Here is a 12585-nt window from a genome sequence, read left to right on the forward strand (position 1 = left end):
CCACTGACCCCCCGAACCCGAACCCCACCCAGATCCATAGTGATCCTCCGGCCCCCGCCGAGATCCACCCGCACGCGCCGCATACCCCCCTCCTCGTCGATCCAGTACGACAGCGGAGAGCGCTCTCCCCGGGGGCCGTCCGGGGACGCGGACCCGTTCGGCCGGGGCCGCGGCCCCGAGAAGACGTCGTACCGGCGTCCGTCCACACGCTCGTCGCGCAGCCGCAACGGCCCGGCCTGCGCCAGCAGTTGCGCGTTGTCGGGGCGATCGGCGCCCAGCGACAGGGCGAGGCGCAGGGCGGTGTCCAGTGGCGCGGCGCCGAACTCGCGGCGCGTCCACTCGGTCGCCTTGATCCGCGCCGCCGCGCGCAGCGCGTCCTTGGCGGGAGCGGTGGGGGCCGCGTCGGCCACCGCCAGCCCGCTCTGGTCCCAGGCGAGCAGGCCGCCGTCGGGGCGTCCGCTGCCCGTCACCTCGTACCATCCGACCGCCCGGTGCTTGCGGTGGTCGACGACGGCGCGTACCACGGCCGTGCCGTCGCCGGACGCCGCGTGGAGGGTGATCTCCGAGGGGCTGATCCGGTAGGTGCGGAAGCGGGCCAGGGCCATGCGTTGGGCCTCGTCGGCGGAGAGGGGCCGGGGGGCGGAAGCTTCGCCGCCGCCGGTGAGGAGGAGGCCGCCGCAGACGAGTGCGGTGAGGGCGCCCGCTGTCGCCCACCAGACCCGCCGCACCGTTCGCGTCTTCTCGGTTGTGCCGATCCTGATGCGTCGCATGGGACGTCTCTACATGCGGGCGGGCCCCGTACCCGTCGACACCCGGAAACGGCCCCCCCCGCGTCACGTCACCCTCCCGGGTGTGCGGCGCTCACCCCACTGGGCAGGGCGTCAGCACTTCTTGCCCGTGCACGGCTCACCGCGACTGTTGGCGATCCTCACGATCAGCCCCTGGGCGCCCGTACCGTTCGCCAGGGTCAGCCCGTACGGGCCGAAGACCGGGTTGTCGGGCAGTACGTAGCCCTCGGGGACGTCCTTCTCGACGAGGTAGTACGCGCCGATCCGGTTGTCGTCGAAGGAGCACATGCCCGTCCCGCCGGTGACACAGTCGCCGACCATACGGTCCTTGCCCGCGCCCTGGCGCTGGAGGCCGGCCTCGCCGTTGCTGTCGAGCCACAGCTGGAAGACCGCGCCGCGCAGCGGCTTGCCGGTCTTGCGGTCGGTCTTGACGACCGTCAGCGTCAACTCCCTGACCAGGCCCGCGTCGAGGGTGAGGTCGGTCCGGTTGCCCGGGCCGAGGGTGACCACCGGGGAGCAGCCGCTGGTCCGGTCGACGACGGAGTCGTCACCGCTCGCGCCCGCGTCCTGCCGGGTCCAGAGGTAGCCGCGCGGGCCGCGGAAGCAGACCTTGTAGCGCCCGTCGGGCAGGTTCGCGAAGAGATAGTGCCCGTCCGTGTCCGTTTTGGTCGTCCTGAGCACGTCACCCGTGGCGGGGTCGATCAGCTCGACCTGGACGTCCTTCGCGCCGGGCTCGCCCGGGTCCTGGGTGCCGTTGCCGTTCGCGTCGTACCAGACGCGGTCGCCCAGCCTGTTGACCGGACCGACCAGACCGGCGTCGATCGTGTGGTTGACGTCGCCGGGGTCGCCGACGGCCACCCGGGCCCGGCCGGCCGAGTCGACGTTCGAGTCGAGCGCGCGGCTGGGTCCACTTCAGCCCCGCCATGGTCGGGGAGCCGGGCAGCTTCGACGGGTCGATGCCGGTGTAGTCGAAGGTGGTGGCGTACGCCGTGTTCGGCGTCAGGCCGTCCTTCGTACCGAGGTAGTACTCGCCGTTCGCGTCGGTCGTGGCGGTCAGTGCCGGGCCGGTCGGCGGGGTCAGCGTGACGACGACGCCCGGGACGGGCGGCTCGGACGGGTCCTGGATGCCGTTGCCGTTTCCGTCGTACCAGACCCGGTTGCCGATCTGGACGGGCGCCTGGTCGCACACGAGTTCTAGATCGGCAAGACCGTTGGCCTTGCCGAAGAGGTTCTGGAGCAGGGCGGGGTTGTTGTTCGAGGTCGGCTGGATGAGCAGGTTGCCCCGGACCGCGCCGTTGTTCGCGTTCCCGCTGCGGACGCCCTGCTGGTAGGCGCCCAACGGGTCGTAGACCGTCCCCCACAGCTTGTCGCGGTACGGCTGGAGTGCCGTGGCGCCCTCGCCGACCTGGTCGTGGATCGCGTCCCCGAGGACCGTGGAGTCCTGGTAGAACTCGCCGCCGCCCGGGCCCTCGCCGTTGCCCGGCAGATTGCCGTGCAGCGAGCCGCAGGAGCCGTTGTTCTCCAGCGTGTACGTCGTCCCCGACTTGCAGGCGCGCAGGACGTCACCGGCGGCGATGCCGGTGACCAGCGGACCCGCCGTGGCGTTGTGGGCGTACGTGGCCGTACCCGTCATGTCGCCGAAGCGGTCGCGGTAGCCGAGCACCAGGTCACCGTTGTCGGCGATCTCGATGTTGGACAGCATCGGCTGCGGGGCGGAGATGAAGGAGTGCCCCTCGCTGCCCGGCACCCGCTGGTTCCAGGCCTCCCATTCGCCGCTCATCACCTGGCCGACCGTGGACGGCTTGGTACAGCGGTAGCCGGTGTTGTTCGGGTCCAACGGGAGGAACCGGTAGGCGCACCCGCGCGGATGGTTCAGCGCGTGCGTGAAGATCTCGCGGAACGCACCGTTCTCGAACTCGTAGACGTGCGCGCTGAGTTGCGTCGGGTCGCCCCAGGGGACGTCCGTGGTCACGGTCGACTCGGCGCCGCACACCCCGCCCACCAGCACGCGCTTGCCGCGCACACCGAGGCCGTACGGGTGCCACTCGCCGACGCAGGCCCTCGGCCGCGGAATGTCGTACGCCGTCCGCGTGCCGGATCTGGCCGTCTCGCCGGAGCCCACGATGGCCACGCCGTACAGCTTGGAGTCGCTGATGTCGACCGCGTACAGCGTCCTGCCGTCACCCGACACGTCGACGTCACCGATGCCCTCGCGGCCGACCCTGCCGTAGACGGCGTTGTCGTGCAGCCAGTTGTCGGCTGTCTCGTGCGGGGTGAGCGTGCCGGGCAGTGTGACGAAGGCATCGACGGTCGCGTTGGTGCCGAACTGGCGGTAGATCGTGTTGGTGTTGCCCGCCGGCCCGTAGGCCGTGTGCCGCTTGACGAGCGTGCCCATGTACGTGTTGCCGGTGCGGTCCACGCCGATACCGAACACGGCCTGCTGCTTCGTGTTGTCGGTCAGCTGGGTGACACCCCCGTCCCGAGTGTCACCGGTGAAGCCCCCGTTGAAGGAGACGAGACCCTTGTACGTGCCCGGGGCGTCGCCCTTCGTGAGGTTGCAGCTGACGAGGTCGGGGTTCTCCTGGCAGTAGACGCCGGGCTCCCAGAAACCGGTGGTGTAGGTGACGTTCGTACCGCCGGACACGTCGACGAAGCCGATGTTGCCGCGCATGACGTCGGCGCCGGTGCCCAGGCCCGCGACGGCGGGGGAGAGGTTGCCGGGGTCCGGGTTGGTGACCTGGACGCGGTACTTCCCGCCGGTGAGCTCGGACGTGGCGGCGAAGGTGACCGTGCCGTCGGCCCCGGTCGTCAGGTCCCGGACGGCGCCGGCGTCGTCCGTCAGGCTGACCCTGACGCCGGAGAGGCCCGGCTCCAGCACGCTGTCGTAGGCGCCGTCCGCGTCCACCTCGGTGACGACCCGTACGGTCACGGTGCCGTCACCGGGAGCGGCGGCCCGCGTGGTCACCGCGAGCGGGCCCAGCCCGGTGGCCGCGAGGGCGGGCGAACCGGTCGCGACGAGCGCCAGACTCAGTCCCGTCAGACCGGCCAGACGTCTGCGCCGGCCGGGTGGAGCGTCGTGCACGCGCCGGCGCGAGGCGGTGGCGCCTGGTTCTGCTCGAAACACTGTGTCCTCGTCTCGTGGAGCGAACACCTCATCGAGCTATGTATGGGAACGGTGAAGAAGATCGAATCGGCCCGTTCGGAGGAATCAGCGGATTTTCGGACCGGTGCCGGGAAAAGCGGTGGCGCACCGTGCCCGGGGGTCGGTACCGTCGCGCACGATGACCACTCACTCTGTTCACAGAATGGGGGTCCCGTCCGCGCAAGGTGAGTGCTGATGCTCACTCAGAACGCGTACGGGGACACCCACCTCTCTTTCTGGCCGCGCGTACGAGAGTTCGCCGTGCCACCGTCCATGATCGAGACCGCGACGGCTCGCCGGCTGGCCGGGGACTGGGCGGGCGCGTGTGCCGCCGCTGGCGTCGATGCCGATCTGAACCTGCGATCCGTGGCCCGTACCCAGGGTCACGAACTCGCGGCCCGACTCCGCGCCGATCTCCGCCACTTGGCGCCCGACCTGCTGCGCTGGCACCTGCCGAGGATCGCCCCCGACGGGCTGCTGCGCCCGGGCCTGACGATCGGTCTGGCCCGGTACGGCATCAGCGATCGGGCCGGCGCACACCCGGTACACCTCGTGGCCCGGACCCCGCCGGCCTGGGCGGACGCCGGCCAGCGGATCAGCCTCACCCTGTGGACAGCCACCCACACGGACGCGGGCACCCGCCGCCATCCGCACCCCCACCCCAGTAGGCGGTTCCGCCTCGACCTGCATCGCCACCTGTGGGACGCGCGCAGAGCCGGAGAGCTGCGGATGCGGTCCGGGGCCGACCGGCCACTCGGCGACGACGACCCTCCGGTGCTGGTGCCGCAGGGGCGGCGCTGTGCCGTGGACCGGTGGGCGGCCGAGGCGTCGCTGCTGCTCCGGGCCGACGGGCGGCACACCGGGACCGGCACCGTCACCGTGCGGCTCGGGGCCCGGCGCCGCCTGCTCCTGGACCTGGTCGCGGCGTCCGACAGCGGTGGGCCCACGCTGCGGATCACGGAGACTCCCCCGGACGGCGCCACCGCCGCGCTGCCGGTCCTGCCCGACGCGGCGACCTGGGTGCCGCCCGACCGGGAACTGCTCCGCACCGGCGCGATCGAGGCGGACCGGCTGCATCCGCTGGTCGCCGAGGCACTCGTACCGGACCGTCCGCCCGCCCCTCCGTCCCGCAACCCCGGCCGGCCGGGTGAGCCGCGCCTCGTGGAGTGCCGGGGCGCCCGGCACCGGATCGGCCTGGTCGACGGGGTGCTCGCCCCGCTGGACCACGACCCGGCCGAGATCCGCAGGGAGGAACTCCTGGTCGCGCTGACCGGAACGCCACTGCCCTGCCTGCGGGCCATCGACGAGGCCCACCGCCACCCGGACTGCCTCACCGGCGTCCGTGAACGCCTGGACCACGGAGACATCGCCGGTGCGCTGGCCGTCGTGGAAGGCCTGCTGGGCCCCGACGCGGTGTTGCGCGGCGGCGCTCTGCGCGACGAACTGGAGCGTGCCGCCGAGCGGCGGATCACCTACGGACTGTTCAGGTCGGGCCTGATCGGACCCGGGCCCACCGCTGACCGGGGCCGCCCGGACGGCCCCCGTACCCGATCGAGCCGGGCGACCTTCCGCTGACTCCGGGACGGCCGGCCCCGCACCCACTCACGACGAACCCAGAGGTGATCAGACATGCCCGCAGACATTCGCTCCGCCGTCCCCGAGGCCCCGGCCCACACCCCCCAACTCGACATCGCCGCCCAGTTGTCGACCCTCCTGCGCGACACCACCACCGAACCCCGCCCCGACACCCGACTGGAGGCCCTGACCCTGGCCGTGGCCGCCGACCTGCCCGTCCTCCTGTGGGGTGAGCCGGGGATCGGCAAGACCGCGGCCCTGACACAGCTGGCCGCCGCGCTGGACCTCCCCCTCACCACCGTGATCGCGAGTGTCCACGAGCCGTCCGACTTCTCCGGGCTGCCCGTCGTCGGGGACGATCCCGCGACGCACGGCGTCCCGATGGCCCCGCCGGACTGGGCGGTACGACTCGTCCGGGCGGGCCGGGGGCTGCTGTTCCTCGACGAGCTGTCCACCGCGCCGCCGGCCGTTCAGGCCGCCCTGCTCCGTCTGGTGCTGGAGCGGCGGATCGGCGCCCTCCAACTGCCGCCCGGCGTAAGGATCGTGGCTGCCGCGAACCCCCGGTCCTCGGCCGCCGACGGCTGGGAGCTGAGCCCGCCGCTGGCCAACCGGTTCGTCCATCTCCAGTGGACCCACGACCACGAGGTGGTCGTACGCGGCCTCGGCGGGACCTGGCCCCGGGCCACCCTGCCGCGGCTCGCGCCCGAAAAGCTGCCGGACGCCGTGGACTTCGCCCGCCGCGCGGTGTGCGGGTTCCTCGCCACCCGTCCCAAGCTCGTGCACCAACTGCCCGGCAGTGAGACGCGGCGGGGCGGCGCCTGGCCGTCACCCCGGAGCTGGGACATGACCCTGAGCCTGATCGCCTTCGCTACCGCCGCCGGATCCTCCCGGGAGGTCCTCTCGCTGCTGGTCAGGGGCGCGGTCGGGGACGGTCCTGGGCTGGAGCTGCTGGCGAGCCTGGACCGGATGGACCTCCCGGACCCCGAGACGCTGCTCGCCGACCCGGCGAGCGCCGTCCTGCCCGACCGGGGCGACCTGCGCCAGGCCGTGCTGGACGGTGTGGTGGCGGCGGTGCGGGGGCGCCCGGAGAAGGCTCGCTGGGACGCGGCGTGGGCGCTGCTGGTCCGCGCGTTGGAGACCGGGGCTCCGGACCTGGTGGTCGTCCCCGCTACCACCCTGGCCTCGCTGCGGCAGGAGGACTGGGACGTTCCGGCGGCGATCGAGAAACTCGCCGGAGTGGTGTCCCTGTCCCGGCGGGCGGACCGGGCGGCGGACCGAGTCGCGGCCCGGACCGGCGCCGGAGTCGCAACGATGGGCGGCCGGTGAACGCCGGCGCGCCGGGGACGCTGGACCTCGGCAAACTCTTCGCCGCCCGGCTGCACGCCGTCCGGACCCGGCCCTACCTGGCCACGGCGCTGTTCGCCCTGCACCCCGTCGAGTCACGGCACGTCCCGACGATGGCCGTCGACCGGCACTGGCGGTGCTATGCCTCACCGGCGTTCGTGGACCGGACCCCGGTCGAGGAGCTGGCCGGGGTGTGGGTGCACGAGGTGTCACATCTGCTCCGTGACCACCACGGGCGCAGCGACCGTTACGCCCGGGAGCACGGGCTGACCGGCCCCGGGGAACGGCTGCGGATGAACATCGCTGCGGACTGCGAGATCAACGACGACGTCTTCGGCGACGGGCTCGTCCGACCCGAGGGCGCCGTCGAGCCGGAATCGCTGGGGCTGCCGGAGGGGGAGCTCATGGAGGAGTACCTGAGCCGCTTCCGGCTCGGGCCGAACACGCTGAGCCTGGCCTGGCTGGACTGCGGCAGCGGCGCCGACGGGCTGGCACGGGAATGGGACCTGGGGCCGGACGGCGCGCACGGACTCACCGAGCAGGAACGCGAGGCCGTCCGGTTCCGGGTGGCGCAGGGCATCAACGGCCGCCCCGGGCACGCCCCGAAGGGGTGGCGGCGATGGGCGGAGGAGGCGTTCCACCCGCCGCTGCCCTGGCGGGAGTTGCTGGGAGCGGCGGTCCGCTCGGCGGCCTCCGGCAGCGGCGCGGGCGAGGACTACACCTACGGCCGGCCGTCGCGCCGCTCGGCGGGGCTGCCCGGCGTCGTACTGCCGAGCCTGCGGCGCAGACCACCCCGGGTCTCCGTGATCATCGACACCTCCGGGTCGGTCAGCGACGCCGAACTGGGCAGCGCGCTCCTCGAGGTCACGGCGATCTCCCGCGCGGTGGGCGGCCGACGCGACCTGGTCACCGTACTGCCGTGCGACGCGTCGGCCCAGGTCGTGCACCCGCTGTGCCAGGCCGAGGGCATTCCCCTGATGGGCGGCGGCGGTACGGACCTGCGCACCGGATTTACCAGGGCACTGCGGGCGCTCCCGCGCCCCGACGTCGTCGTGGTCCTGACCGACGGCCAGACACCCTGGCCCGACACCAGGCCACCGTGCCGGACGGTGGTGGGCCTGTTTCCCCGGCAGCACACGTGGGACGAGGACGGCGACCACACGCCGGACTCGCCGCCCGGCTGGGCACGGGTTGTCGACATCGGATCGGCTTCCACGAGCCGACAGCGCTGAAAGAATGGTCCGATGCGCACCCCCTCATCGCTTCTGTCAGCCTTTCGGCCCCAAGTCCAAGAGCGGCTCTACGAGTTCTACGAAGAACTGCGCAGCGCCGACGACCTCTTCTGGGACCGTCGCACGGGCGCCTGGATCGCGACCGGACACGCGGTGGTCAGCAGCGCGGCGGGCGCCCCCGGGCTGTCCTCGGTGCGTTACCCCGACATCGAGGCCGTACCGGAGGAGCTGCGGCCGCTGGCCCGGGTCCTGAGCCGGCAGATGCTCTACAACGACGTCCCCGACCACCCGCGTCTGCGGGCCCTGATCAGCAGGGCGTTCGCTCCGCGCGCGGTGGCCACGCTGCGCGCCCGGATCGTCGAAGCCGTCGACCGGATCATCACCCGGGCGGCGCCGACCGGCCGGATGGACATCGTCGCGGACCTCGCCCGTCCTCTCCCGCTCACCATCATCTGCGACCTCCTCGACGTACCGGAGGCGGACCGTGCCGCGGTCGCCGCCTGGTCCGAGCCGGTCGCCGAGGCCATCGGCAACTCCCGGCTCGACGCGGACCGCAACCGCGAGGCCTCACAGAGCATGGCGGAGATGCTCGCGTACCTCCGCGAGCTCCTCACCCGCCAGGGCACCCCGCCGACCCCCGGCACACTGCGCGCGACGGTCACCGACCAGGCCGGCGACAGTGACAGTGACCAGGATCTCGACGAACTCCTCGCCAACTGCGCCCTGTTGCTGATCGCGGGCCATGAGACCACCACCCACTTCATCGGCAACGCCACCCTCGCCCTGCTCCGGAACCCGGACGCGGCCGGCCAACTGCGCGACAGGCCCGACCTGATGCCCGCGGCGGTCGAGGAACTCCTGCGCTACGACGCGCCCGTACAGCTGATGCTGCGCCGGGCGCGGCACGATCTGGACCTGGCGGGCCGCGAGATCGCCGAGGGGCAGACGGTGCTCCTGGTGGGCGGCGCCGCCAACCGGGATCCGGCCGTCTTCCCCGACCCCCACGTGCTGGACTTCGAACGGTCGAACTCCGGCGGACGCCACATGGCGTTCGGACACGGTCCGCACTTCTGCCTCGGCGCGGCGCTCGCCCGGCTGGAGGGCGAGATCGTCCTGGAGGCGCTCCTCAGCCGCCTTCCCGGCCTGCGGCTCGCCGACACAGAGCCCCCGCAGTGGCAGCGCAGCCTCAATTTCCGTGGCCTCACCCGCCTCGAGGTCGCCTTCACCCCGGCCTGAGACGCCTCCACCGGCGCCGCGCGGCGGGCGACCCCGGTTCCTCCCCGCCGTCCGATCGGAAATCCGGGTGTGGAAGGGACGGGAGGGGGGACTTGGTCCGTAGGTCGGGTTCGGCGTCCCATGGGGCTGAGCCTGCTCAGGTTCCTCTGGTTCGGACAGTGTGCCGGGGGAGCCGCCTCCCCCGGGTCAGGGCAGGCCGCCCTGTTCGCAGACCTTGCGGGCGACCTCACGGAGTTTGACGTTGTTCTGCTGCGAGTAGCGGCGCAGCACGTCGAACGCCTGCTCCTCGGTCACGCGATGGCGGCCCATGAGGATGCCCATGGCCTCGCCGATGGAATGGCGGGTGGCGACGGCCCGTTCCATCTGGGCGTGAGTGCGGGCGCTCGCGAAGGCGACCGCCGCGTGGGAGGCCAGCAGCCACCCGGCCCGCTCGCTGGCCTCGGTGAACGCGCCGGGTCTGCGGGAGTAGAGGTTCAGCGCGCCGAGGTCCTCGTCCTCCGTGAACAGCAGGAAACCCATCGTGCTGCCCACTCCGAGCTCATGGGCGCGCGGTGCGTAGGCGGGCCAGCGCGAGTGCTCCCCGGTGAGGTCGGCGATACGCAGGACCCGCTCTCCCCCGGAGGTGTGCGCCACGTCGAAGCACGGCCCCTCACGCAGCCGCTCCTGCAGCCGGTCACTGTCTACGACCAGCGGCTCGGTCGGGGCGAGCGTCTTCACCTGGCTGCCCTGCAGCACCAGGATGCCGGCCGCGTCGCAGCCCTCCACCAGTTCGGTGGCTGATGCCGTGATCCGCTGGAGCGTGGCATCGACCGAATCCTGTGCCAGAAGATCCCGCGCCATCGACGCCAGCTGCTGTGCGAACCGTCCCCAGTCCACTCGGCCCTCCGCTTCTCGTCCGTTCCGGACAAGCCTCCTACCCAGTTTTCCACGATTGGCTCAGGTCGGTGTCGGCAGCGGCAACCGGCTGATCCTCGGATCCGGCGGGCCTTGCGGACCGAACCTGTCCGCAAGGAGGGCTAGCGTGCGGAGCATGCAGAACACGGCGAAGACGACCTCGACCACCGCACCCCCGGCCGGTTCACCCGCCCCCGTCCTCGGCCCCCGCGCCCTCAACCGGGCCACCCTCGCCCGGCAACTGCTGCTCACTCGGTCGCCGATGTCCGCCAAGGACGCCCTCGCGCACCTCCTCGGCCTCCAGGCGCAGAACGTGAAGCCCCCGTACTACGCCCTCGCCGCCCGCCTCGACGGCTTCGTGCCCGAGGAACTGTCCCGGCTGATGGCCGACCGGGAGGCCGTACGCATCGTCACCATGCGCTCGACCATCCACACCCACACCGCCGCCGACTGCCGCACCCTGCGACCGCTCGTCCAGCCCGCCATGGACCGCGAACTCACCAACTTCCGCAAGGGACTTGTGGGCGTCGACCTCGACCGGCTGGCCGCCCTCGCCCGCGACCTCGTCGAGACCGAGCCGCGCACCATGAAGCAATTGCGCGAGGCGCTGCTCGTCGAGTGGCCGCACGCCGACCCGCAGTCCCTGTCGGTCGCCGCCCGCTGCCTTCTCCCGCTGGTCCAGGTCACCCCGCGCGGGCTGTGGGGCCGCAGCGGGCAGGTCGCCCTCACCACCGCCGAGCACTGGCTGGGCCGGGCGACCGCACCGGACCCGGCCTCGCTGCTGGAGCCGACCGTCCTGCGCTACCTGGCTGCCTTCGGCCCGGCCTCCGTGAAGGACATGCAGACCTGGGCCGGTCTGACCCGGCTGCGCGACGCCTTCGAACGTCTCCGCCCTCGCCTGCTCACCTTCCGGGACGAGCGCGGCACCGAGCTCTTCGACCTCCCCGACGCGCCCCGCCCCGACCCGGACACCCCGGCGCCGCCGCGGTTCCTGCCCGAGTTCGACAACCTGCTCCTCTCCCACGCCGACCGCACCCGGGTCGTCCCCGCCGACCTCAAGGGCCGTACCTGGACGGGCAACCAGGCGCACCGCGCCCTGCTCGTCGACGGCTTCCTGGCCGGCCTCTGGCGTCTCGAGGACCGCACGCTCACCGTCGAGCCGTTCGGCGAGTTCACCAAGGACCAGTGGGCGGCGGTGACCGAGGAGGGGGAACGGATGCTCGCGGTGCTGCACGGGCCGGCGGCGTACGACATCCGGCTCGGGAGGGTCGTACCAGAACATGGATAGAGGGCGCTGCGGACCGCTCGTGGCCGGTCCGCAACGCCCCCTGGCATTCACCCGAGGGGTACTCGGGAGACTGTGGTGGCTGTACCTCTGGTGATTACGACGCGACCTGCGTCGCCACCAGGTTGGAGTAGGTGGTCAGCCGGGTGTAGAGCCCGGGGAAGCCGGCCGCAGCGCAGCCATCGCCCCAGGAAACTATTCCTGCCAGGACGCCGCCGATGATCAGCGGGCCGCCGCTGTCGCCCTGGCAGGAGTCAACGCCACCGGAGGTGAATCCGGCGCAGACCATGTCGCTCTTGATGTAGCGGGAGCCGTAAGAGCGGGTGCAGCTGGCGTCGGAGACCGTCGGGAGGGTCGCCGTGCGCAGCTGGTTGGAGGCGCTGCCGCCCGAGGAGGTGTCGCCCCAGCCGATGACGCGGGCGGTGGTGCCGGCCGCGTACACGCCGGTCTGGGACGAGGTGACGAACGGCGCCGTGGTGTACGGCATCGAGGTCGCGAGGGTCAGTACGGCCAGGTCGTCGCCCTGTTCGGCGCCGGTGTAGTCCGGGTGGATCCAGATCTTGGTGACCCGGCTGACCGTGCCGTTGGTGCCGTTGAGGAAGGTACGGCCGCCGACGACTCTGACACTGCTCGTCGTCTCGTCGACCATGCAGTGGGCCGCGGTCACGACCTTGGTGGCCGAGACGAGGGTGCCACCGCAGAACTGGTTCTGCGAGGCGTCCGTGATCTGCATGACGAACGGGTACGTCGCCGCGGTGGTCGTCGTACCGCCCACGATGGGCTGGGGTGCGGCGACCGCCGAGGGGGCGGCGATCAGCGCGGTCGACGCGGCGGCAGCGGTGGCCACCAGGACGGCGGCGGCCTTCTTGGCGCGGGTGAGCCCGAACATGGGTTCTCCTCTTGTGGGGATGCCGGTGGGGGGTCGCTCGGGTGTGGGGGGTTCTGCACGGGGCCTTGGAGCTGCTCCGTCTGCCCGGCGAGCGGCATATCCATAAGGTAGGAGCCAGTTAAGAGGCCTCCCAATGAGGGAACCCCCTAGGGGAGTTGGGGAGGGAAAACCCTCGGTCGTACGGGGTCGACGGCACGATA

At 72.3% G+C, this 12585-nt stretch carries 10 protein-coding genes; 5 read left to right on the forward strand and 5 right to left on the reverse strand.

What is annotated here, in order from left to right:
* From ADL01_RS32315 to ADL01_RS32320, 3 genes are all read right to left on the reverse strand, one after another.
* On the reverse strand, window positions 1-770 hold a 770-nt coding region (locus ADL01_RS32315; protein WP_053745585.1), incomplete at its 3' end, for a hypothetical protein.
* A 111-nt stretch (window positions 771-881) separates the two neighbouring features.
* Entirely contained in the window at window positions 882-1577 is a 696-nt protein-coding gene (locus ADL01_RS46825; protein ID WP_234354871.1) for an SdrD B-like domain-containing protein, read from the reverse strand.
* Window positions 1471-3870, reverse strand: coding sequence for an SdrD B-like domain-containing protein (locus ADL01_RS32320; protein WP_053745586.1), 2400 nt, complete (start codon window positions 3868-3870; stop codon window positions 1471-1473). Before ADL01_RS32320 ends, ADL01_RS46825 begins: the two co-directional genes overlap by 107 nt.
* Window positions 3871-4125: 255 nt before the next feature.
* On the opposite strand from ADL01_RS32320, the gene ADL01_RS32325 reads away from it, so the two are divergent.
* Genes ADL01_RS32325 through ADL01_RS32340 form a run of 4 tightly spaced genes read left to right on the forward strand, consistent with a single transcriptional unit; the run spans window position 4126 to window position 9317 of the window.
* Entirely contained in the window at window positions 4126-5505 is a 1380-nt protein-coding gene (locus ADL01_RS32325; protein WP_053745587.1) for a hypothetical protein, read from the forward strand.
* Window positions 5506-5559: 54 nt separating this feature from the next.
* The gene (locus ADL01_RS32330) at window positions 5560-6831 is read left to right on the forward strand and encodes an AAA family ATPase (protein ID WP_053745588.1); all 1272 of its coding nucleotides are present in this window, start codon (window positions 5560-5562) and stop codon (window positions 6829-6831) included.
* Complete coding sequence (locus tag ADL01_RS32335; protein ID WP_053745589.1) at window positions 6828-8081, forward strand: DUF2201 family putative metallopeptidase; 1254 nt, start codon at window positions 6828-6830, stop codon at window positions 8079-8081. The genes ADL01_RS32330 and ADL01_RS32335 overlap by 4 nt, the downstream gene beginning before the upstream one ends.
* 12 nt (window positions 8082-8093) lie before the next feature.
* Window positions 8094-9317 (forward strand): cytochrome P450, encoded by a 1224-nt coding sequence (locus tag ADL01_RS32340; protein WP_053745590.1) that lies wholly within the window; start codon window positions 8094-8096, stop codon window positions 9315-9317.
* A gap of 186 nt (window positions 9318-9503) precedes the next feature.
* Here ADL01_RS32340 and ADL01_RS32345 read toward each other — a convergent pair whose 3' ends face one another.
* Window positions 9504-10193 (reverse strand): GAF and ANTAR domain-containing protein, encoded by a 690-nt coding sequence (locus ADL01_RS32345; protein WP_234354867.1) that lies wholly within the window; start codon window positions 10191-10193, stop codon window positions 9504-9506.
* Between the two features lie 154 nt (window positions 10194-10347).
* On the opposite strand from ADL01_RS32345, the gene ADL01_RS32350 reads away from it, so the two are divergent.
* Entirely contained in the window at window positions 10348-11499 is a 1152-nt protein-coding gene (locus ADL01_RS32350; RefSeq protein ID WP_053745591.1) for a winged helix DNA-binding domain-containing protein, read from the forward strand.
* A gap of 94 nt (window positions 11500-11593) precedes the next feature.
* On the opposite strand, the gene ADL01_RS32355 is transcribed toward ADL01_RS32350, so the two are convergent.
* Window positions 11594-12385: a S1 family peptidase gene (locus ADL01_RS32355; protein WP_053745592.1), complete on the reverse strand. Its 792-nt coding sequence runs from the start codon at window positions 12383-12385 to the stop codon at window positions 11594-11596.
* Between the last annotated feature and the right edge of the window lie 200 nt (window positions 12386-12585).

It is taken from the genome of Streptomyces sp. NRRL WC-3618 (assembly GCF_001280005.1).
GTDB lineage: Bacteria > Actinomycetota > Actinomycetes > Streptomycetales > Streptomycetaceae > Streptomyces.